Here is a 21,964-nt window from a genome sequence, read left to right on the forward strand (position 1 = left end):
AGCGTGTCAAGCTTGAAAATGTGGGTTAAAAAACCTAACCCCCCAACCCCCTTCCCTGCAAGGGAAGGGGGGGGAACTCTCCCCTCTCCTTGCAGGAGAGGGGTTGGGGGAGAGGTCTCCAAGGTTGCTCACTCCTAACCCACAATTTTAGTCTTGACACGGCACTACTAGACTCTGTTCGCCCCTACAATAATTGATAACGGGTCTTTATTCTCTAGACAAACGTTGTCTATCCCGAAATTCCGCTTTGGCTTTATCGTCCCAACCTGCATACTTGAGACAAGCTTCTCCTGCATCTTTATTTTCAGGCTTAACGAGGTCAGGATGAAATTGTAGCTGATTACACCCCTCTTTTAACAAATTTTGCCCATCTAAACCGAGCCACAAATGCAAAGTGTTGTCCCAACTGCTCTATAAAACTGATACAAACGCCACATAAAGTGACAATCTGATGTTTACTTCCTGCTTCTACTGAGTCCGTCGGCGGTTACTCATCCACAGGCATTCGCGATCGAGCCGACCGCATTTCTCAAATTAATACTGGCGTTTAAATCTCGATCTATTGACAAGCCACACTCTGGGCAATCATAAGTCCTTTGATTTAAGGGCATATCTTGGACATGACCACAGTTAGAACAAGTCTTTGACGATGGAAAAAATCTATCTACTACTACTAGCTCTGAACCGTACCATTGGCACTTATATTCTAGCTGTCTCCGAAATTCATAAAATCCTTGGTCTGCGATTAATTTCGCTAGCTTATGGTTGGCTAACATTCCGCGAACATTCAAATCTTCTATGACAATAGTGCCGTGGTTTTTGGCTAAGTAAGTTGTCAATTTATGAAGTGTGTCTTTACGGATGTTAGCTACCCGTCTATGTAATGTCGCTATCTTTAGTTGTGCTTTTCTCCAATTAGCTGAACCAATTTTTTTATTGCGGTTCAGATATTGTAGTCTAGATAGCTTGCCTTCAAATTTCTTGTAAGATTTAGCTCCTTCAAATACTTCTCCAGTGCTTAAGGTTGCTAAAGTTTTTACTCCTAAATCTACACCTACAACTTCGGTCTTTTTAGGTGTTGGAGTTGGAGTAAATTCGTAGCTAAAACTTAAATACCAATCACCTGCTTGTCTACTAATAGTGATTGTTTTGGTTGTTGCCTCAATAGGTTCATAAGTTTTGACAATACCAATAAAAGGTAATTTGTGATTCCATCCATTTAATTCTATGGGTCTTCCAGAATTATCAATTGTGAAAGAATCAGACCTACCTTTTTTCTTAAATCTTGGATATTTACTTAATCCTTGAAAGAAGTTCTCAAATGCTTCACCCAAGTTGATAAAAGCATATTGATAGACTTTAGATGACAAGTTTTTCATCCAGGGATAAAGTGGTTTTGTGTGATTGGTAAAAGTTTCTCTCAGCTTACGAATATTTGGTTTATAACCATCTTTATATGCCTGATTCCATAAACTTAAAGCCCAATTATAACACCATCTCCTATAACCTGCGTGTTGAGCCATCAGGGTTTTCTGTTTGTTATTCAGTTTGAGCTTGGTTCTGATGGATTTCATGTATGCGTAAGTGCAACCTGTCTAATAGTATGCTTTTTAAGGTATTGTATCGTTATTCTTTGATTAAGTCAATGCGCTCCCGAAATTTTGCTTTGGCTTTATCATCCCAACCTGCATACTTAAGACAAGCTTCTGCTGCATCTTTATTTTTAAGCTTAATAAATTGTAGGTAATGACATCCGTCTATTAACAAACTTTGCCCTTTATACTGGGCAAAGAGGGACAACAGAATGGTTGCTTCAGTCTCTCTCTGCCTGCAACAAGAGCGCAAAATTGCTTGCATCAATCTCTGCCTGCAACAAGGGCGCAAAATTGCTTGCATCAATCTCAATGATAGAACTTGTATCATCTTCTAATTTATTAATTTCTCCAATCTTATTTAAAACTGCCAACAAGCTAGAATTAACTTCTCTGATTACCCTTGTTTCTAAGTCTTTGTGATGTTTTTGACTCTTGGCTACTACTGCGATAGCTCGGTTCAATTCTTCTGCAGTAGTTCTTACCGAGAGTCGATCCTTGATACTGGTAGCTTCTCTTTGCAGTTCTGAGTTAAGTGCCAATTTACGAGATTCTAAGCCAAAATAAATTGAGAAACCTAAACCTGCCGCCACCACACCAATAAAAGCAGCAAATACCCCAACGCTGAACCATTTATTTCTGTTGCGTTGCTGAATGCTGCGCTCAATAAATTCCTTCCCCAACAAAGACAGCAAACCTAACTTCTCATAATTCCCCAAAAAATTCTCTGCTTCCGTCAACTTTAACCCCACAAGCAAATAATCCTTCAATTTCCCTTTACTTTCCCACTCTTCAGCCGCCATCTCAATCTTACGCTTAATTCTAATGGCATCGCGGTTTTCACTCACCCAACTCCGCAATAGACTCCAGTGACGAATCAAAGCTTCATGTGCCACATCCACCACTGCTACTCTCTCTGCTCCTCCTGCTTTTGCTACTATTTCAGTCGTAACAACCAACTTTTCATCAGCCAACTTCTGAACTACAGTCTCAATCAGTTTTTCTCCATAACGCTCATTAACTAAATTCGGCTGCAATACTTTTCTGCGGGTATCCTCTGTACCTTCTCCCAACTGCGTTAACTCCAGAAAAATATGTCGTACTGCTGCTTTTTCCTCTTCAGAAAATCCCTCATACACCTCATCAGCACGTTGACGCAATGTTCCCATCACACCACCCAATTGAACATAAGTGTTGAGCTGCAAACAATTATCAGTTCTTTCCTCCCACAACCGTGTCAGTGTATATTGTAACAATGGCAGATATCCAGGAGCATCCGCTACATCTGCCAGAATTTGTTCCACAAGTGCTGGCTCAATTTCCAATTCTACCTGTTTTGCTGGTTCGACAATTGCTTTTCTTAACTCCTCTGATGACATTCCCATCACAACAACACCATGTTGCTGCATAAGTTGTGCCAGTCCGCTATATTCCTGTTCAATACATTTACTAAAAAAATCTGCCCGCATTGTCAAGACTAAACAGAGTTTATCCGTTTTCGGTAAAGCATCAAACAAGCAGGCAAAAAACTGCTGACGTTCTGAGGTATCCTGACATAAGGTAAAAGCTTCTTCAAACTGATCTACTACCAGCACCAGTTTCGGTGTATCCGCCACAGAAATTATTTGTCTCAAACCTTCAGAACCCTTTTTTATCAATTCCTCAGCTTGAGCTAATTGGGTAGCGCGTTCAATATCAGATAACTCAGAAGCTAAAAAAGCGAGTGCCAAAGAATTGAGGGGATGTTCGCCAGGCTGAAATATTTTAATCTGCCAACTTTCACTACCAGACAAACGCCTTCCCATTTTCACTTGTGGCGTATTTTAGCTGGATTTGCTTTTTTACATTATGGGAGTCAGGGTTTATTGCCCGAACAATTTGTTCTTAATGCAGGATATGGAGATTTAGTTGTGGGATTTTTAGTTCCTCTGATTTTGCTACTGCCAGAACACAACAACAAGTACATTGCTTTTCATATCTTTAGTCTTTTGGATTTTGTTTTAGCTGTTGGAACAGGTCTAATTTTTACATTACTCCAAATTCCACTTATGGAAAACATTGCCACTTATCCCATTGTCCTAATACCAGTTTGATAAATGTTTTCTACAAATAGCTAGGATATTTCTGAGGAGTCAGGAGTCAGGAGTCAGGAGTCAGAATGAATGACTTAAATACCATTGTTTAGGCCGGAAATTATCCTTTTAATCAAAGGGCATATCCTGCATTTGTCTTTTTATTCCCCTTACTATTCGTAACATTCTTTTTTTAAATTGGTATAATTCCTTTGTTTGGAGTTCCAGTTACAGGTGTAAGTAGCATTATGGCGATCGCGACCTTACTCAAACAGCACCGGAAAATTTCATCTATTTCTTAACTTGACAAATCTAATATATGCTATGAATAGTACCTAATTTAAAACTATTCATGGCTTACGAACGCGAAAAACAAATAGCAATAGAATCTGCCCTAGCAGCAGCTAAACTCTGCGAACAAGTGCGTGGCAATATTCCCCCCGCAATGGAAAAGGGAGATAAAAGCCCTGTAACTATTGCTGACTATGGCGCTCAGGCGTTAATTTGCAAAGCTTTAGCTGAGGTGTTTCCGGATGATCCAGTGGTGGGAGAAGAAGATGCAACTGAGTTACAGACCCCGGAAATGGCAGAAAATTTGACAAAAGTGACAAATTATGTCAAAGAACAAATCGCAGATGCTACCCCAGAACAGGTGGTACAGTGGATTAACCAAGGTAACGGTAAAGTTGGGCCTCGTTATTGGACGTTAGACCCTATTGATGGCACAAAAGGGTTCTTACGTCAAGACCAATATGCAGTGGCACTAGCATTGGTGGAAGCAGGAGAAGTTAAGGTCGGGGTGTTAGCTTGTCCGGCGATGCCAGTGGAAAATAATCAGCCAGGAATGCTATATGTAGCCGTGCGGGGTGAAGGGGCAGCAATGATGCCAATAGTAGGGGGCGAACTAACTCCTATAAAGGTTGTGCAGGCAGATGATACTGCTAATCTCCGGTTCGTTGAGAGTGTGGAAAGTTCTCACGGCGACCAAGACCGCCAGAATGCTGTAGCAAAGGCAGCAGGTATTACTGAACCATCAGTTAGGGTAGACTCACAGGCGAAATATGGTATTGTGGCATCTGGAAAAGCTGCTTTATATTTACGTTTGCCATCACCGAAGTCCCCTAATTATCGGGAAAATATTTGGGATCATGCTGCCGGAGCGATCGTCGTGGAGGAAGCAGGGGGGCGCGTTTCTGATATTCATGGCAAACCGTTAAATTTTGCAGATGGCTCAAAAATGGTTGATAACAGGGGTGTGGTTGTTAGTAATGGGATAATTCATGACCAGGTTTTATCTGCTTTAAAAGAATAGACATCTCTAGAAATCTAGTAGGGTGCGTTAGACGGCTAAAATTTAGATTGCGGGTGGCATTTAACAATCCGTCGTAACGCACCTTTTTAGATGTGTCGGTCTACTACAACTATGTTTATGCGAAAGTGACATCTTCATATAAATTATCAATGCTAGTGCGAAAGTTGATGCTTGCTAGGTGAATTTCACTGCCTTGAGTATAGGTGTGCAATACCCAAAGTCCCTCAGTATTTCGACGGAAGCATTCCAAACGTTGGCGTTTTTGGTTAATTAAAACATATTCTTGCAGGGTTGGTAATTCCTGATAGTTGGCAAATTTATCACCCCGGTCAAATGCTTCTGTGCTTTCGGATAAAACTTCCACAATTAAACAAGGATATTTTTTATGATTTACTAAGGCTTTATCTCTAGCATCACAAGTTACCATAACATCAGGATAGTAGAATGTATTGGTAGTTTCTATATGAGCTTTCATGTCCGACATATAGACGCGACAACCACTGTCTCGCAGATAACTTCTTAATGCTGAAGCTAGGTTGAGGGAAATAGTGACATGAGCATCACTAGCACCTGCTATTGCGTATACTTGTCCGTTAATATATTCGTGTTTGACGGAACTGACTTCCTCTCCTGCTAAATATTCTTCAGGAGAAATGTCATTTGTATTTGGGTTGACAATCATAGTTTTAGAGATAGAGATATTATGATAATTCTATCATTAACGAGCTGATTTTGACGAACCAATGTCTTACAGTGTTTTTCATTTAAAGTAGGGAGGTTGCATGCAACCTCCCTACTAGCGCGTCTAGACTAAAATTGTGGGTAAAAAAACCTAACCCCCCAACCCCCTTCCCTACGAGGGAAGGGGGAGTTTTCTCCCCTCTCCTTGCAGGAGAGGGATTGGGGGAGAGGTCTTCATTGACTCGCTCTTGACCCACCTTTTCAAGCTAGACGCACTACTACTGTGCAGGAAAACCACTCTAAATTAAGTAAAAACCTATTATGAAAGAAAATATAGTAATTATAATAATTACATAAAAGGAAGGAAAATAAGAATAGATGAACATGGTAACAGCAAGAATTTAACTTCTCAATTCTCAATTCATTTGACAATCATTTTCTCAACTGCTTCTGCTGTCGCTGGAGCTAACAATACTCCATTCCGATAATGACCAGTTGCCAACAACACATTTTTAAACCCTTCTAAATAACCAACAGCAGGAGCAGCTTGACCTTCTGGGCGAGGTCGCAAACCAGACCATTTCCTAAGAATAGTTGCATCTGCTAAACCTGGACAAAAACTAATTGCTCTTGCCATCACCATATCTAATAAACTGGAGTCAGCTACCACTTCACCAATATCGCTGGGAAATTCAACTGTCGATCCAACCCAATATTCATTTTCTGCTACTGGTACAATATGCACGTCATTCCCAGTGATCACTGGCTGAAAATCTCGGTTTCCTAAAGGCGCTGGCACTTGCAGGTGTAATGCTTGACCTAATACAGGTACTATGGTAAATCTATTATCAAGATTAGATTTGCGCTTCAGTTGCAGGGAGTGTAGTTTACCCCCTTTTATTCCTTGCAAACATGGCAATGAACCCAACCCGGCAGCAACAACCAACCAGTCTACATCTGGTAACGCAGGAGCTTTTTTTGTCTCATCCAAGCTCTTTATATGAACTTGGCGACAACGATATTCATTTTTTGGTAGAGAAATAGTCTTATATTCGGCAACTGTGACTCCAAAATGAAACTTGACACCATTTTGTTGAGCAGCTTCAACGAAAGCTAAAGTTAACTCCACAGGGTTAACTTGTAAATCTTGGGGAGAATAAATAGCTGCTGTTACTTCGGATGTTTGGAGTTGGGGGCAGCGATCGTCCAGTCGTTCCACATCCCACATTTCTAATGGTAAACCGTCTGCTTCCCGAATATCTATTAATCTTTGCCACTTATCCAGATCATCCCCAGGCAAAGACAACTGTAAGATACCTTGACGGTTATGAGAAATAGAGCGATTGATTTTTGCCTCTAACTCAGGAATTAAACTGTGATAAGTTTGCACACTCATGCGCCTCATTTTCCAAGGTCTGCCTTTAGCTTTTTGACTAATGATTCCCATCAAAACACCCAGAGCAGCACCCGTAGATGCTTGAGCTGGCATTTGTTTATCTAATACTGTAATTTTTAAACCTTCTATTTTGCTGAGTTGATAAGCGATCGCCGCTCCAACTATTCCACATCCAATAATTACTATATGAGTCATTTTTAATAATTTAAAATATCAATTTACTAGAACGTCTAGGCGTAAAAACCTAATCCCCTACCCCACAACTATCCCCCTTGCCCCCCGCGTGAAAGCTATCCCTGATAAGGAACTCCTAAAATGCTTTGATGATAGGGAGATGGGGGGAGTTTAGCCTCTAATTAAATACATTTACTCTCCTATCATATCCATTGAATGGTAATAAACATAACCTTTTTCTAATGTCTAAGTTTTATGTTAAGAAAGATGTTTATAAAGCATAGCTTCTTTGAAAGGGGGGGAGGAGGGAAAAGGGAGAAAAAACCCCTCTCTCGGAGTAGGAGAGGGTTTGGGGGAGAGGTCTTAATTTACAGCAAACTTACCCAAATTCTCAACCTAGACGCGCTAATACAGTGCAGACAAGATGGGTGGCAGCCAAGATGAGCAATATGGGTAAGATGGGTGCAGGCAAGATGCCTAACCACAGCACTAATTAAAATCTCTAAAATAGACATCTCCGAAAAAGATATAGACTTTTTGCATCTAGTAGGGAACAGGGAACACTTAACTGGGAACAGGTAATATATTTTTAGGAAAAAGGTACTAAAAAGAATTTTGTGAGGAATTTTTACAACTATATATCATCCTAAATAAAGGGCAATTTTATTTTCTGGAGATGTCTAATATAGATGTAGAGATATTCAATAGAACATCTCTACTCTAATCTCATATGCTGAAAGCTATAACTACTGAAAGGTCTTTAACTATTTTTTGGCACTAAAGCTAAGAAAGTGTCAAAATCAGCTACTGCTTCTTTGTACTCACTCAGAGCTTGCTTTTTATCCCCTTCTGCTGCTGCTACATCAATATCTTCTAAGTCTTCAAATATTTCTTTTGCTGCATCCAGCACGGGTGTTTTGTCTTTTGGTAATAATAGACTTTGGGTCAGATAAGTAGTCTTACTCCGTAAATCTCCCAAAGGTCCGTGGATAAATGTACGCACGTTTACCCATTCACCTTGTTGAATTAGGCTTTCTAGTTCATCCATGCGATCGCGCAAAGCTTGTATTCCAGAAGCAGAGAGTTCTATTTTCTGTAATTGAGCATCTGAGTAGGTTGGCGGTGGTGTCGGAGAACCACAACTTGCCAAAAATGCTACTAATAGTGCCATTACCCATGCTACTATCGACCGTTTGTTTAACATAATCCCCTTTTATTTGCCAAAGCTAATTTTAGTATTCTATTCTTAGATTTAAGATGGAAATGACCATTTTGGCAATAGGAAGTATATTTACTTACTCAAGACTTACGCAGAAACCGGGTTTATCAAGCAAAATTGGTGGCTTGAAAGACAATAATTGGGAAATAAACCCGGTTTTTTGGTTGGGAAAGCGTAAGTTCTATTACTCAAGACTTAGGCAAAACCTAAATAGTTAATGAGTCTATTCCACTGAGATGATTTTTGTGGATTTCACGATTTTTATATTACCTAAATATGAGGATTTCAAGAATAGTGGGATAGGTTCATGTCATTGGGAGGATAGGAAGCAATCTCAGACCCTAATGTTTCTTTAAAAATTCCTATGTCCTATTACTTAATTTTTCTCTAAAGTTTTAAGTATATTTACTCACTTATTTTGCTCAAAACTTTTAAACTGTTTTTCTACTAGACTAGCTAAAGTCTCTCTTGGGAAGAAACGAGAAGTATTCACAATTACTTGATTTAACAGACCTCCTGTAACAACATTAGATTGATTTTTTTCTAATGCTTGAAGAGCATTTTGTACTACTTCTTCTGCAGAGGTCAATTTTGGCTTTGAAGTTTCTCCACCAGACCTTGGAAATTCTGCTCTTTGGAAAAAATCTGATTCTGTTGGTCCAGGACAAAGGGCAAGTATCTTCACTCCTGAATCTTGATTTTCTGCCCACAAAGCCTCACTAAAACTTAAAACAAATGCTTTAGTTGCACCATAAACAGACATATAAGGTAAAGGTTGAAATCCACCAATTGAAGCAACATTAATAATTCCACCGGACTTGCGTTGTTGCATTCCGGGTAAAAATAAATGTGTTAATTCTACTAAAGCAGTAATATTTAATTGAATCATATTTACTTGCTTTTCTAGAGTTCTCTCGGCAAAATTTCCATAGTCACCAAAACCAGCATTATTAACTAATAAATCTATAGTTAATTCTTTTTGTAAAACTACTTCAAATACATACTTTGTTGCTGCTGGTGCTGTTAAATCTTGAACTATTACATCAGTCTGAATTTGATATTGACTTTGCAACTGATTTGCTAATTTTTGTAGTTTATCTTCGGAACGAGCAACTAATACTAGATTGTTTTTTCTTGCTGCTAATTCTTTAGCAAAAGTTTCACCAATTCCAGAAGAAGCACCTGTAATTAATGCAGTTTTCATTTAGCTTAAAATCATATTTTGTAAATTAATTATACTTCATCAGCCAACTTTAGTAAAAAGTAATGTAAAATTACTATTTAGTTTACCTCTAATTATTTTTAGTATTGCAAAACTAATACTGGAGAAAGTATTATGAGTTTTCGCATTTTATGCTTAGATGGTGGTGGTATTAGAGGTGTTATGCCTACTCTGATTCTCCAGGAGATTGAGCAGCAACTTGGTAGTCCTTTAAAAAACCACTTTGATTTAATAGCTGGTACTTCAACAGGATCGATATTAGCTGTAGGAATTGGACTAGGGAAAAGCCCTGAAGAATTGCTAAATCTATATCTAGAAAAAGGTTTACAAATATTTCCCTATCAATCTCTTTTCTCACTCAAAAGGCTACCATTAATTTTCCAATATGGTCTTTCTGCTCCCAAGTTTTCAGACAAAGGCTTGATGGCAGTACTTCGGGAACAATATGGAGAGAAAAAATTTCCTGACATTACACCCCATCCCGATCAATTAATGGATTCGCTAAAAATTCTTATTCCTAGCTACGATACTATTAGCCGTAGTCCCATTATATTTAAGAGCTGGCTTCACGATCACTGGTATGCTAAAGTCCCACTGTGGGAAATTTGTCTTTGTTCTGCCTCAGCCCCTACTTATTTCCCAGCCCACCGGATCGAACAAGATGGGCAGGAATACTCCTTGATTGATGGAGGGGTTTGTGCTAATAATCCTGTTTCTTGTGCTGTGGCAGAGGCTATCAAGTTATTACGCCAGTCTTCTAATAAATCTGTAGGAGATATTATTGAGCAAATTAAAGTAATATCTATTGGTACTGGAGATCCGGCATCTCCAATACCCTGGGAGCAAGTCCGAGGATGGGGACTTATTCAGTGGGGGTTGCGTATTGCAGACGTATTTATGGATGCTCCCCCTGATGTACATCGATATGTTGCTGAACAAATCATCGGTGGGACAGAAAATGACACTCAACCACGCTATATTCGCCTACAACTACCTCTCAAGGAACCATTGCTGAAAATGGATGATGCTCGGCCAAAAAATTTGTGGGCACTTTTGAATGAGACAGATGCCTATATTAATAAGGTAGAGGTACAAGAAAAGTTAGAAAAATTGTTGGCTAACTGGTAGCTTTTGTAGCTAATATTATGTCTGTTTGAATACCCAAAATAAAAACTTTCGGGAGTAGGGAGTAGGGAGTAGGGAGTAGGGAGTAGGGAATAGGGGGAAATTTGTTTACCCAAAATTCCCCTTGAAAAGATACTCTATTAAAAGAGAAAAACATTTTAATTATTACTAATTAATGAGACTTGATATAAAGTTAAAAGTCAAAATTCATAAGTTAAATTTGTAGCTTGATATTAATATATGTTTAACAAAAACGTAACTATTTAGGTGCTTTGGTTGACAAATTATCATGTATATGTATTTATCCCTTTCCAGAAACCGTTTAGGCTTATTTAGAGACTGGTTTTGAACGACTGAATATGCACAAAATAAATGATAATGGAACCCCTATACCTGAATGCTTACACAAAAACAAATCAACTGAATTATAAAGTTTATAGGTAAAGTTATCTCCAATTAAATCGAAGATGACAAAGGGAAGCTCACAAACAAGGATAACTATACCTAAATTTATGAAGTTTCTTGTTTTTTAGGCTGACTAAAGTAAAGTCTTATGAAAAAATTCTACACTTAGGTGAAACTTCAATTATTAAGTAATTAATACAGGTGGAATTACCTTTTTTAATAATTATCATTCCAGGAGCGTGTTATCTTCTTATGTTTACTTCTCCCTTACTCCCCTATCTGACAAGGGTATGTTTTGAACAAAGAGGCGAGTAATCACTTTTATTCAGTATAAAATATACAAAATAGCGTTCTTTTTTATACAATTAAATGGCGGAAAATTTCTCCCCACCCTTCCCACACCCAATGGCATAATTCTAAAAAACATACCCTTGTAAGCACTCCCCTACTCCCCCACTCCCCTACTCAACAAAATATAGAAAAGTTTTTGAGCAATGGTATAAGTTAGACGGGAATAATTTTATGTTTAAAACCCGCCTTTAGAGTATTAATAATTCCAAGAAGTATTGAAATTGAAATAAATTCTTTCTAAACTTCTGTTCGCCTCAAAAATAATAGGAGTTCATCTATAATATTTCCTGACCAATGTTCCTGGGGATAATGTGCTGCTTCTGGTAATTTAACTAACTTTCCATTCTGACAAATATTAGCTAAATTTTCAGCTTGACTAATATCTAACCAAGGATCTTTTATTCCCCAAATAATTAATGTTGGTTGCTGCCATCCTTTAAAGCCAGATTCAATTTCTGCCATTGATTTTTTTAAGTCTAAATTTTGCACAATTGCTAATATGGCTCTACCAGCAGCAGAACTTTTTAAATAAGGGCTACGATACACATCTAAATCTTCATCGGAAACTGTTAAACGACTTCCTTTTTCTAAAGTTCTATCTACAAATAGAGGGTCTTGAGTCAGCATATCTCCAACAAAAGGTATCCCTAATTGTTGCATTTGCCAAGGTAATTTTGCAGCAGTAGAAATAGGAGTATTTAAAATAGTTAAACGTTCAATTTTTTCTGGATTTCGTAACGCATATTGTAAACCTATCGAACCTAAAAATCCTTGCACAACTAGATAAAAACGTTCAATTTCTAGACTATTAATTAATTCTGCTAAAGCGTTAATAAAAGCTTCTGGTGTGTAGGGAAAATCTCTTTTATCTAGTTTAGGAGACAAACCACAACCTATCCAGTCAGGAGCGATCGCCCGATAACCTGCTTGAGCTAATTCAGGCATAATTACAGTCCAACTATGGCTTTGAGAAGGTAAGCCATGTAATAGTAAAACTGGTAATTTATCTGTTTCGTTATCTGGTTGAGCTTCTCGATAAAACCATTCTAGGGAATTGACTGTTATATTTTTTTTCTCAATTGACACTTGTTTTCTGAATTTTTTGACTAATATACGAATTTTGGTGATTATATCATTTTATGGATAACAGGGGGCGGGGAATATAAATTTCCTGTTTACTTTTCCCTAATTCAATAATTTTTATTCTGTTTTTTTGAGACTTTCCTGAGTTTTTAATTCTTCCAGAAAATCTCTAATTTCACCAAATAACCATTCATTTTCTTCTGATTCGAGAAAGCCACCAAACTTATAGTTTTTTACACCTTTTTCTGCATCTACAAACAAAGAGCAGCTTTTGATTATTCTATATTCTTTATCATCTAGCTCATAATAAATATCTCCATAATCAAGTTCAATTTTGTATATATCTGCTGTTTTTCCTCGATTTTTATGACTATATACCAAAAATTTCCAGTGAATAAAAAACTCATTTTTATCTATTTGGATTTGAATTTTGCTAAATAAAGACAAAAAATCATCCGTGAAGAAATATAAAATTACAAGAAAAAAACTTACAATCAAAGACCTTGATATAAAGATAATAAATAGAACGATTATGATATAAACAAATAAGGGAAGGATATTGTCTTGAGAAGGTACAGAGGGAATATTAATAATTAAGCTAGTAGGTGTTTTTTCCAACGTTACTCGACTTCCAACAGGTTTTGTATGAGAAGATTGTACTCCATAATAATCATCATAAACAATTTTTGACTTATTACTAAGTAGATTCAAAGCTTCTCTTGCCGACTTAAATCTATCTTCCCACATCGGTTCTAATATTACTTCTAACCAATTAGCAAATTTAGGTGAAATTTTTACACAAGAACGAACATCAATCTTCATTCTTTTTTGAGGTAGTTCATCTGGGAAACGATGAGTCAATAAATACAATAAAGTTCCGCCTAAACTATATAAATCTGAAGTACAATTAGCTTTTCCTTTTAACTGTTCGGGAGGCATATATCCAATAGTTCCCACAAAAGTTCTACTCAAAGAAATCGTATTTCTATAAATATCTTTAACTGCTCCAAAATCAACCAAAAAAACTTTTCCATCAGGTTGTAAAATAATATTTTCTGGTTTAATATCCCGATGAATTATTGGTGGATTTAATTGATGTAAATAACTGAGAATTTCTAAGACTTGAATTGCCACTTGTTTAACCTGTAATTCTGTGGGATGCCAACCTTGTTCCACCCAAGTTGCTAAAGAATTTCCCGACACTAATTCACGAATTAAATAAAACCGTCTATCTTTTTCTGTATCAATATAAAAATAATTCAAATATTTAGGAATTTGAGGATGATGCAAATTAGCAATAACTTTAGCTTCCCTCTCAAAAAGTTCTAAGATTTTCCAGTCTTTTGCTTGTTGTAAAGAAACAACTTTAAGTGCAACTCGCTGATAATTTGTCAAGTCTTCTGCTTCATAAGTAATTCCCATTCCACCTTTTCCTAATGGTGTGACAATTCGATAACGTTGAGCAATAATATCATTAGGTTGGTGTAAAGTCATGTTTGCCATTTTTCTATTAAACCCTGGTTTTCCTAATTATAAACTGACAGTTATTTCTACAAATTTAATCAATTTGTTTACGGATAAATGAAAATTTATAACTATATTCAACCTTGACACAAAATTAATTGTATATTTATCAGCAGGGGTAGAATATAAGAATATTTGTGCTAAAATAAATCAAAAAAATATAATGGAATAATATCTAATGGTTGCAGAAATTAAAACTGAAAAATCTTATTCTCCAGAAGAATACCTTTCCTTAGAAATTGACTCAGAAGAAAGACATGAATATATTAATGGTGAAATTATTTCTCTGACAGGTGGTACTCCTAATCATAACAAAATTGCACTTAACCTCAGTGCTGCTCTTAATCTTGCTTTAAAACGTCAATCCTATGATGTTTTTATCACAGATCAACGACTTTGGATTCCTATAGAAAAAATCTATACCTATCCTGATGTAATGATAATTGAGGGTCAATTACAATTTCAGGAAGGAAAGCGAGATACTCTAACTAATCCTTTAATTTCCAACTTTTAAAGAATATATTTTAATCGACCAATATACTATGCAGGTTGAACAATTTACTAAAACAGAATCCGGACAATGGTTATTATCTGAACATAAAGGAGAGGATAGTAAATTATCTCTAAAATTTATTGATTTTGAAATTATTTTAGCTGATTTGTATGACAAAGTTAATTTTGATTTAGGAATGAGAATTTTATTATCTACATAAGTTAAATTGCCTAAGTTCCATACCGTATGAGTTATGAAAAAAAGTTCTGTACTTTATTTAATTCTCATTCCTTATGAACCTAATGTCTTAGGTTTAGTTCCTCAACCTAACCTACTAAATACTGAACTTCTCTAGTATGAAATACACCTACAGCAGATTTCAAGTATGTGAAGTACAAATATTAACATTCAAACCTCTGTAGTGCGGACATCTTCCCTGCCAGTAGTGTACCTGATTGATATCATGTCCATTTGTATTAGACATCTCCAAAAATAAAAAATTAAATCAATTATTCAGCAGAAACCGTCAATTATTTCCCCCTAATCCCTAATCCCTAATCCCTACTCCCTCTTTTCAGGAGATGTCTATTGTTTGTGTAGGTGCTGGAGAAATATCCACCTCTCGTTTAAGTTTTTACCTTTCCTTTCTACAACATTCGCGTTCGCGAAGCGGAACGGAGTTCTATCACTGAGAGACAATACTTGTTAGTTGAATAAAAAGTCATATGTATAGGTAAAGAAAGCTATATAGTTAAACAGTATCATCATTTTTTGGGAAATGCAATGGCAAAACCTTCAAGCTCGCCAATTATTTTTACGAGCTTCACACAATGCAAAATTTAGTGCTAGCTAACATGGCGATATAACCGAACCAGGACTTACGCATGAGGTAGGAAAAACTAGGGTTTGAGATGGCTTCCCTGTCGGTCGCAATGACGAAAATACAATGAATCTTCTGATTCTAATCTTAAAAGTAAGGCAGTAGGAGATTAGGGGAGTATTTTTCAATCTTTTTCCTGTATTGCCTCTATTCCACGGAGACTCGTAACTAAAAAATTTAATCCCGGGCAAAAATACCAAATGGCTTCTATAAATATCATAAGGAGCAAAGCTTTAGAAATGAAGTTAAACCTCCACTCCTGACGCTTTACTCCTCATAAGTCAATTTTTAACCGAAAAATTCAGCCAACCTAGAAATTCAATTCTGCAGCTTGAACTTTCTCCACTTGTTTCTTCTTCAAAACCAACATAATTTGAGCTAACATAACCAAGGCAAAAAATGCCATCAACCATTTAACTCGATTTGCATCTTGCAGTACAATTTCAGCGTCTGCTTGACCAAAGCCACCAACATTGGGGTCATTAGTAATAACTTGACCTGCTTCAACAGTATCTCCTACACCAACCAAAAGTTCAGGACCTGGAGGAACTATATCTACCATAGTCTGACCATCAGCAGTTTCGATAGTGATTTGATTGCCAACATATTCTTCAAAAGTAATGTCAGTAATCTTACCAGTAGCAGCGGCATTGTAAACAGTATTATTACTCTTATTACCAGCAGGATAAACCTGACCACGACCTCGGTTGCCTCCAGCATGAACAGCATATTTACCAAAGTGGATAGATTTATCTGTTGCTGGATCTGGAGATAATAGAGGGAATACAACCTCTTGGTATTCATCCCCAGGCATTGGTCCGAATAGAAGAATATTTTCTTGGTTTTCAGAGTAAGGCATGAAGTAAAGGTCAGCAACTTCTTCTCGCCACTCTTCAGGTATTCTATCTTCCGGTGCTACTTTGAAGCCATCAGGTAACATCAATACAGCACCTACATTTAAGCCACCTTTACTACCATCTCCTAATACTTGTTCAACACTTGTGTCGTAAGGAATTTTGACAATGGCTTTAAATACTGTATCTGGTAGTACAGACTGAGGTACTTCTACTTCGGTAGGTTTTGCTCCAATATGACAGTTAGCACAAGCAAGTCTGCCTGTAGCTTCTCTGGGAGTTGCTGGAGCAGTTTCTTGTGCCCAGAATGGATAGGCATTTGCTGCCGGGGAACTTGTGAGAAATAGTGATATGGAAGCGATCGCTACTAACATTGTCTTGGCGATCTGCTTAACAAAAGTACCCCATAAGGCTGATAAATTTATATTTGACATTACTTGTTATGTCTTCTCTCAAAAATCAAAAACTTCTACAAATTTAACGTTATACCACCATTAACCATCAGAGGTATAACGGATAGCAAGTGTCTGCTTCAATGACTGATTGTTTACCAATCAAAAATTTCTTAAGCCCACCAAGGATCTTCCCCGGTACGGAAATCTGTTTCTTCCCATTGAGTGAATACCAGTTTATCATCACTAACATTTGCATGAACTAATGCTAGAGATAGAGGTGCTGGCCCTCTGACTACTTTGCCTGTACTGTCATACTGAGAGCCATGACAGGGACAGATAAATTTATTCTCACTACCGTTCCAAGGTACTACACACCCTAGATGAGTACATACTGCATTTAACCCATACTCAGCTAAGGTTTGGTCTCCCTCGATCACTACATAAGTAGGGTCTCCTTTAAAACCTTGAGCTAAAGTTCGTTCTCCAGGATTGTGACTAGCTAAAAAGTCACTGACTATAATATCGTTACCAAGGGCATCTTTAGCTGTTATTCCACCACCAGTTCCACCACTAGATGGAGGAATAAAGTAGTTAACGACTGGATACAGGGCTCCAAGGGCTACCCCTGTTACAGTCCCAAAAGTGAGAAGATTCATAAATTGGCGACGCCCCATATCGGGTACATCTGGTGTTCCTTCTGCTTGAGCCATGAATACGTTGGGTGTTCTTTGTTAATTTACGTTAATTATGTGCAGACAAAAATATAATTGCTGTTAGCCTGCGACTACGGACAAATTGACAATCTTCTATTTAGATAGAACAATTCTGCCTTAAGGCCGTTTCCTGATTATTATTACATTGTTTTAACATTTACTCTTATTATTAAGAAATGTAAATATTCTACAGGCAAGTACCATATAGATTATTGAGTGTCTAATAAAAAAATTAGACATTTTATCACAATTAAGCTGTTATATAAACTAAACTTAATAGAAAATTTTAGGTGTGGATATGATCAAGAAACCATCTAACAAGCTTCCCCTTTCAAGGGGATAAAAAGGAAATTTAGGATTTTTAAGCTTCCTAATTCAATAGAAGGTAATGTTAATGTTTGGGTAGCATGACCTAGGAAAGTTCTGACCTAGAAGCCTAACTGACAATTGATAACTGATAACTGATAATTGATAACTGAAATGACAGGCGAGGAATTACACCAATTATTATTGGCAAAGTGGGGTAAGTCTTATGATATTCAACTACGACGGACAAAGGGCAAAATATTTGTGCAGGTGATGTGGAAGTATCTTGAACAGGTATCTTTCCCCATGACAGAAGCAGAATATTTTGCCCACTTAGAGGCCATAGCCACCTATATAAACGGTTTTGGTGGTGTAGAAACTGTCAAGAATTATATTGAAAATACAAAGGAAAGACCACGGTTAGGTAAGGCAGTTAGTATTCCTTTAGATTTAGGTGAGAGAGCATCAGAATGGATGGTAGAAGAATTTTGATGTAGCAGGAAAATCAAGACGCTATAAAATTCTTAAGCCTATTGGTACATCTCGATCTGGTTGTACTAGAGCAACTTCTCCATGCTCCATTACTACTCCTAGAACCAAAACTTCGGACATAAAGTTAGCTACTTGACGTGGAGGTAGATTTGTAACTGCTAAAATTAGTTTGCCCACTAAATCTTGGGGAATATACAGTTTTGTTAATCCAGCGCTAGATTTTTTCATCCCCAATTCACCAAAATCTATCCAAAGTTTATAAGCTGGTTTTCTAGCTTGAGGAAATTCTTCTACGGTGATAATTTTTCCCACTCTTATTTCTATATCTTGAAAATTATTATAAGTGATTTGACTCATTTTTTAATCTTCCCTGAGCAATATTGAATAGTATAAATTAGTTAAGTATTTTCAGTCTTGAATTGCCTATATCTCTAAATGATAAATAAGGAATAGTTGAAGCTATTTATTCAGATTAGACAAAAATTTGATAGTTGCAAAAAGAGTTTCATAATTAGCTCAAAGCAGACTATTTATTTATATCTAAATATTGTGTCCGGATAATTAGTGATAGAACTCCGTTCTACTTATGCGTTGCATGTCGCGTTTAATGTCGCGAAGCATTTCATGTCGGCGACAGCCGAAAAGCGAAAGCGAAACAAAAAACTTTGCCCTCCCCATTCTGCTTGACGGAAAAATTTGGGTCTCAAGCCTCCTCTTTTAAGGGGATAAAAAAAAGAATATTCCGTATTTCAAGCCTCCCTATTACAGGAGGTACTGATAACTATTAACTGATAACTGAAATGACTTTCTTTATCCCTCCTATTGCCTGTTACCTATTGCCGTTTATGATCGCTATTAAACCAGATATGATATAAATATTTGCAATAAAAAAAGGATAGAGATGATGAACGAGATAGTAAATGCTTTACTAAAACTCAAAGTCTTTCGTGAATTTTACACAGAGGAAATTCAAGCATTCAGTAATTATATATCTCGCCACCAATTCTTAGCAGGACAAGTGCTAATGAAAAAAGGAGAAATAGGTACTTATCTAGGAATTATTCTCCAAGGGGAAGTCAATATTGTCGAAAATTCAGAAGTATTAGTAACTCGAACTGAAGGAGAATTATTAGGAGAAATAGCATTAATTCAGTCACAATCAAGAAGTGCTAATGTAGTTGCTGCTAGTAATGGGGAAGTAGCTGTAATTAGCTTTGATGATATTGAGAAAATTAAGAATACTCATCCGAAAATTGCGATTAAATTAATCAGTGTTTTGACAAAATCAACTTGGCAAAAATTGCAAGAAAGTCAAACCAAAAATAAAAATAATTATATAGTTATAATTGCCAACGAAAATGAATACTATCCGGTTATAGATTTTATTGTTAAATATCAAGATTTTTGGCAAAGTCATCCAATAGCAATTACCCCGAAATTAGCCCATATCTTATCGACAGAAATTAATATCAACATCAACATAGGCAAATATCTAGATTATCAAAGGTTGATTGGAACAGAAACAGCAGTTGGTTCGCTGATTATGTCAGGAAATGTATCAGCAGTTATCTATTTAAGAACACCCATATTAGCAGTGAAAAACCAACTGAATATAGAAGCATTTTTAATTTTGTGTGACGTTTATCAAGTACCTTTAGCAACAAACCTATCAACAGCAAAAGCTATTTTGTCTTACCTAGAAAAGGATTAGCTGAAACCTATGAATCGAATATTTATAGAAATAGCAAATATATTTAATTTTTTAATTCAAATCTTTCAAACAGAGATATTTGAATTAGGAAATAAATCATTCTCTATCAAGAATATTACTGAAATTATTTTCTCAATCATTGTAGTAATATTCTTCTCCCGCACAATAAAAAAGTGGATGAATGAATGGATATTAGTTAGTCTAGGAGTAAAAAAAGGTACAAGAGAAGCGATCGCCACTATTATTAATTATATAATTACAATAGTTGGGGTTTTAATAGTTTTACATAACACAGGCATTGACCTAACCTCAATTACTTTGATTGCTGGTGCTTTAAGTATTGGTATAGGTATCGGACTGAAAAATATTGTTAGTAACTTTATTAGTGGTTTAACAATTCTGATTGCCCAACCAATTAAAGTAGGAGATTTTATCGAAGTTGATGACTTATCAGGAATAGTAGAAAAAACTTTAATCCGGTCAACTGTAATCCGCACTCTTGATGGTATTTTTGTCATTGTTCCCAATAATTGTCTGGTAGAAAAAGATATTATTAATTGGAGTCACAAAGACCCAAAATGTCGTCTACATATTCCTATTGGAGTTGCTTATGGTAGCGATACAACTTTAGTAACAGAAGCACTTTTAGATGCAGCTAGAAAGGAAAAAAAAGTCTTATCAAATCCTTCGCCAAAAGTTTGGTTTAAAGGGTTGGGAGATAGTGCCTTAAATTTTGAACTATTAGTTTGGATTAAATATCCTCCTCTCACAGACCCAATCAAAAGTTCTTTAAATTTTCTGATTGACTCAGAATTACGTTCCCGGAATATTGAAGTTCCTTTTCCTCAAAGAGATTTACATATTCGTAATATAAACGATTTAATTCAAAAGCATCAAAAAGCAGAGTTGACAACCGTTGGACAAAATCAAAGGAACCACTCAAATACCCTATTTAAAAATCAACCAAAGACTAAATACAAAGTCTCAGAATCGAATTTACGAGATTTATTACGACAGATTAGTTATTTCAGGAATTGTAATAGTATCGAACTACGAGATGTCATTGAAAATGGATATAGAAAAATTATTCCTAGAAGTGAAATAATCTGTAGAGAGGCAGAACCAGGAGACTCATTTTATATTATACTTTCTGGTTCGGTGGAAGTATTTTCAGAAAAGGCAAATAAATATATTACAACTAGATACGCAGGAGAATTTATTGGAGAAATGTCACCACTTTTAGGAATTACTCGTACAGCTAGTCTTCGTGCTTTAGAAGATACAATATTATTTGTAGTAGACCAAGAAAATCTACAAAATCTTTTGGCAAAACATCAAAGACTAGCAGACAAAATTTCTGAAGAATTATCCCAACGTTTAGAGACTTTAAAAAACTTAGGACTATTGCATGACCAAACAAGCTCCCAAAAAACAGCTCTGGTTTGGATTAGGAACCGAATTTATACTTTATTTGGGATATAAATTGTTATCAGTTATCAGTACCGACCGTTGAAGCTAGAGGCTTGAAATACAAAAGTTCATTTTTTTCATGCCCTTAAAAGGGAGGCTTGAGACATTATTTTTTTGTCAGAATATTCTCTAAATACCCTTGCAAAATAACCAGTTTATTTTTACCACTATTTTAGGGCTTACTGATTAACTATAAAACTATTTATACCAATTCCCAAAAGCATTGCTATACTTAGGTTGCACTTAAGTTATTAAGTAATTAACACAGGGCAAATCACTTTTTTGCTCTTTATTAGCCCAGTTAATGTTTATTATTCTTATGTTGTACGGACGCCCTTATGCAACGTCCCTATCTCCCCACACAGACCACACGGACTACACTTCCCCACCTGATCGGGTATAGCATTCTTTTCGAGAAATGGTATTACAGATACAGCGGATTCCAACTTGGTGAGGTAAAGTCATCGCGGGCAAGATGTCCCCACTACCAAAAT

21 protein-coding genes are annotated in these 21,964 nt (G+C 36.5%); 8 read left to right on the forward strand and 13 right to left on the reverse strand.

Annotated elements, in window-relative coordinates:
- Positions 1–207: 207 nt before the first annotated feature.
- From ACP6PM_RS09675 to ACP6PM_RS09690, 4 genes are all read right to left on the reverse strand, one after another.
- Complete coding sequence (locus ACP6PM_RS09675) at positions 208–393, reverse strand: hypothetical protein (RefSeq protein ID WP_426584052.1); 186 nt, start codon at positions 391–393, stop codon at positions 208–210.
- 98 nt (positions 394–491) lie between these two features.
- The gene (locus ACP6PM_RS09680; RefSeq protein ID WP_426584054.1) at positions 492–1,574 is read right to left on the reverse strand and encodes an RNA-guided endonuclease InsQ/TnpB family protein; all 1,083 of its coding nucleotides are present in this window, start codon (positions 1,572–1,574) and stop codon (positions 492–494) included.
- A gap of 52 nt (positions 1,575–1,626) precedes the next feature.
- Positions 1,627–1,767 carry a hypothetical protein gene (locus tag ACP6PM_RS09685; RefSeq protein WP_426584056.1) on the reverse strand — a complete coding sequence of 47 codons (141 nt, stop codon included), beginning with the start codon at positions 1,765–1,767 and terminating at the stop codon, positions 1,627–1,629.
- 46 nt (positions 1,768–1,813) lie between these two features.
- Complete coding sequence (locus ACP6PM_RS09690; protein ID WP_426584058.1) at positions 1,814–3,397, reverse strand: nSTAND1 domain-containing NTPase; 1,584 nt, start codon at positions 3,395–3,397, stop codon at positions 1,814–1,816.
- Between the two features lie 6 nt (positions 3,398–3,403).
- On the opposite strand from ACP6PM_RS09690, the gene ACP6PM_RS09695 reads away from it, so the two are divergent.
- Entirely contained in the window at positions 3,404–3,685 is a 282-nt protein-coding gene (locus ACP6PM_RS09695; protein WP_426584060.1) for a hypothetical protein, read from the forward strand.
- A 331-nt stretch (positions 3,686–4,016) separates the two neighbouring features.
- Entirely contained in the window at positions 4,017–4,976 is a 960-nt protein-coding gene (locus ACP6PM_RS09700) for a 3'(2'),5'-bisphosphate nucleotidase (protein WP_426584062.1), read from the forward strand.
- Positions 4,977–5,091: 115 nt separating this feature from the next.
- Here the strand turns inward: ACP6PM_RS09700 and ACP6PM_RS09705 are convergent, their stop codons facing one another.
- From ACP6PM_RS09705 to ACP6PM_RS09720, 4 genes are all read right to left on the reverse strand, one after another.
- Positions 5,092–5,658 (reverse strand): Uma2 family endonuclease, encoded by a 567-nt coding sequence (locus ACP6PM_RS09705; RefSeq protein ID WP_426584064.1) that lies wholly within the window; start codon positions 5,656–5,658, stop codon positions 5,092–5,094.
- Between the two features lie 420 nt (positions 5,659–6,078).
- Positions 6,079–7,248 (reverse strand): NAD(P)/FAD-dependent oxidoreductase, encoded by a 1,170-nt coding sequence (locus ACP6PM_RS09710; protein WP_426584066.1) that lies wholly within the window; start codon positions 7,246–7,248, stop codon positions 6,079–6,081.
- 739 nt (positions 7,249–7,987) lie between these two features.
- On the reverse strand, positions 7,988–8,431 hold the full coding sequence (gene psbQ / locus ACP6PM_RS09715) for a photosystem II protein PsbQ (RefSeq protein ID WP_426584068.1): 444 nt from the start codon (positions 8,429–8,431) through the stop codon (positions 7,988–7,990).
- A gap of 424 nt (positions 8,432–8,855) precedes the next feature.
- Positions 8,856–9,650 (reverse strand): SDR family NAD(P)-dependent oxidoreductase, encoded by a 795-nt coding sequence (locus ACP6PM_RS09720; RefSeq protein WP_426584070.1) that lies wholly within the window; start codon positions 9,648–9,650, stop codon positions 8,856–8,858.
- Positions 9,651–9,782: 132 nt separating this feature from the next.
- On the opposite strand from ACP6PM_RS09720, the gene ACP6PM_RS09725 reads away from it, so the two are divergent.
- Positions 9,783–10,796 (forward strand): patatin-like phospholipase family protein, encoded by a 1,014-nt coding sequence (locus tag ACP6PM_RS09725; protein WP_426584071.1) that lies wholly within the window; start codon positions 9,783–9,785, stop codon positions 10,794–10,796.
- Positions 10,797–11,786: 990 nt separating this feature from the next.
- Here ACP6PM_RS09725 and ACP6PM_RS09730 read toward each other — a convergent pair.
- Positions 11,787–12,635, reverse strand: coding sequence for an alpha/beta fold hydrolase (locus tag ACP6PM_RS09730; RefSeq protein WP_426584073.1), 849 nt, complete (start codon positions 12,633–12,635; stop codon positions 11,787–11,789).
- Between the two features lie 114 nt (positions 12,636–12,749).
- A complete protein-coding gene (locus tag ACP6PM_RS09735) occupies positions 12,750–14,135 on the reverse strand; it encodes a serine/threonine protein kinase (RefSeq protein ID WP_426584075.1) in 1,386 nt (461 codons plus the stop codon).
- A 199-nt stretch (positions 14,136–14,334) separates the two neighbouring features.
- On the opposite strand from ACP6PM_RS09735, the gene ACP6PM_RS09740 reads away from it, so the two are divergent.
- Complete coding sequence (locus ACP6PM_RS09740; RefSeq protein ID WP_426584077.1) at positions 14,335–14,670, forward strand: Uma2 family endonuclease; 336 nt, start codon at positions 14,335–14,337, stop codon at positions 14,668–14,670.
- Between the two features lie 28 nt (positions 14,671–14,698).
- Positions 14,699–14,869, forward strand: a complete 171-nt coding sequence (locus tag ACP6PM_RS09745; protein WP_426584079.1) for a hypothetical protein — start codon at positions 14,699–14,701, stop codon at positions 14,867–14,869.
- Between the two features lie 970 nt (positions 14,870–15,839).
- Here ACP6PM_RS09745 and petA read toward each other — a convergent pair.
- On the reverse strand, positions 15,840–16,817 hold the full coding sequence (gene petA, locus ACP6PM_RS09750) for a cytochrome f (protein WP_426584081.1): 978 nt from the start codon (positions 16,815–16,817) through the stop codon (positions 15,840–15,842).
- A 131-nt stretch (positions 16,818–16,948) separates the two neighbouring features.
- Entirely contained in the window at positions 16,949–17,488 is a 540-nt protein-coding gene (gene petC / locus ACP6PM_RS09755; protein ID WP_293094548.1) for a cytochrome b6-f complex iron-sulfur subunit, read from the reverse strand.
- Positions 17,489–17,971: 483 nt separating this feature from the next.
- On the opposite strand from petC, the gene ACP6PM_RS09760 reads away from it, so the two are divergent.
- Entirely contained in the window at positions 17,972–18,289 is a 318-nt protein-coding gene (locus ACP6PM_RS09760) for a DUF3067 family protein (protein ID WP_293094545.1), read from the forward strand.
- Positions 18,290–18,310: 21 nt separating this feature from the next.
- Here ACP6PM_RS09760 and ACP6PM_RS09765 read toward each other — a convergent pair whose 3' ends face one another.
- The gene (locus ACP6PM_RS09765) at positions 18,311–18,646 is read right to left on the reverse strand and encodes a tRNA-binding protein (RefSeq protein WP_293094542.1); all 336 of its coding nucleotides are present in this window, start codon (positions 18,644–18,646) and stop codon (positions 18,311–18,313) included.
- Positions 18,647–19,190: 544 nt separating this feature from the next.
- Between ACP6PM_RS09765 and ACP6PM_RS09770 the strand changes: the two genes are divergently transcribed.
- Both ACP6PM_RS09770 and ACP6PM_RS09775 read left to right on the forward strand, forming a co-directional pair.
- On the forward strand, positions 19,191–20,000 hold the full coding sequence (locus ACP6PM_RS09770) for a cyclic nucleotide-binding domain-containing protein (protein WP_426584084.1): 810 nt from the start codon (positions 19,191–19,193) through the stop codon (positions 19,998–20,000).
- 9 nt (positions 20,001–20,009) lie between these two features.
- Entirely contained in the window at positions 20,010–21,482 is a 1,473-nt protein-coding gene (locus tag ACP6PM_RS09775; RefSeq protein ID WP_426584086.1) for a mechanosensitive ion channel domain-containing protein, read from the forward strand.
- The last annotated feature ends 482 nt before the right edge of the window (positions 21,483–21,964 follow it).

This window comes from Dapis brunnea BLCC-M229, assembly GCF_050015995.1.
GTDB lineage: Bacteria > Cyanobacteriota > Cyanobacteriia > Cyanobacteriales > Microcoleaceae > Trichodesmium.

Excerpts from the sequence above, each read along its gene's own strand:
- petA (WP_426584081.1), bottom strand. The coding sequence starts at position 16,817 with ATGTCAAATATAAATTTATCAGCCTTATGGGGTACTTTTGTTAAGCAG.
- psbQ (WP_426584068.1), bottom strand. The coding sequence starts at position 8,431 with ATGTTAAACAAACGGTCGATAGTAGCATGGGTAATGGCACTATTAGTA.
- ACP6PM_RS09725 (WP_426584071.1), top strand. The coding sequence starts at position 9,783 with ATGAGTTTTCGCATTTTATGCTTAGATGGTGGTGGTATTAGAGGTGTT.
- ACP6PM_RS09745 (WP_426584079.1), top strand. The coding sequence starts at position 14,699 with ATGCAGGTTGAACAATTTACTAAAACAGAATCCGGACAATGGTTATTA.
- ACP6PM_RS09690 (WP_426584058.1), bottom strand. The coding sequence starts at position 3,397 with ATGGGAAGGCGTTTGTCTGGTAGTGAAAGTTGGCAGATTAAAATATTT.
- petC (WP_293094548.1), bottom strand. The coding sequence starts at position 17,488 with ATGGCTCAAGCAGAAGGAACACCAGATGTACCCGATATGGGGCGTCGC.
- ACP6PM_RS09765 (WP_293094542.1), bottom strand. The coding sequence starts at position 18,646 with ATGAGTCAAATCACTTATAATAATTTTCAAGATATAGAAATAAGAGTG.
- ACP6PM_RS09705 (WP_426584064.1), bottom strand. The coding sequence starts at position 5,658 with ATGATTGTCAACCCAAATACAAATGACATTTCTCCTGAAGAATATTTA.
- ACP6PM_RS09770 (WP_426584084.1), top strand. The coding sequence starts at position 19,191 with ATGATGAACGAGATAGTAAATGCTTTACTAAAACTCAAAGTCTTTCGT.
- ACP6PM_RS09700 (WP_426584062.1), top strand. The coding sequence starts at position 4,017 with ATGGCTTACGAACGCGAAAAACAAATAGCAATAGAATCTGCCCTAGCA.
- ACP6PM_RS09740 (WP_426584077.1), top strand. The coding sequence starts at position 14,335 with ATGGTTGCAGAAATTAAAACTGAAAAATCTTATTCTCCAGAAGAATAC.
- ACP6PM_RS09760 (WP_293094545.1), top strand. The coding sequence starts at position 17,972 with ATGACAGGCGAGGAATTACACCAATTATTATTGGCAAAGTGGGGTAAG.
- ACP6PM_RS09720 (WP_426584070.1), bottom strand. The coding sequence starts at position 9,650 with ATGAAAACTGCATTAATTACAGGTGCTTCTTCTGGAATTGGTGAAACT.
- ACP6PM_RS09735 (WP_426584075.1), bottom strand. The coding sequence starts at position 14,135 with ATGGCAAACATGACTTTACACCAACCTAATGATATTATTGCTCAACGT.
- ACP6PM_RS09680 (WP_426584054.1), bottom strand. The coding sequence starts at position 1,574 with ATGAAATCCATCAGAACCAAGCTCAAACTGAATAACAAACAGAAAACC.
- ACP6PM_RS09775 (WP_426584086.1), top strand. The coding sequence starts at position 20,010 with ATGAATCGAATATTTATAGAAATAGCAAATATATTTAATTTTTTAATT.
- ACP6PM_RS09710 (WP_426584066.1), bottom strand. The coding sequence starts at position 7,248 with ATGACTCATATAGTAATTATTGGATGTGGAATAGTTGGAGCGGCGATC.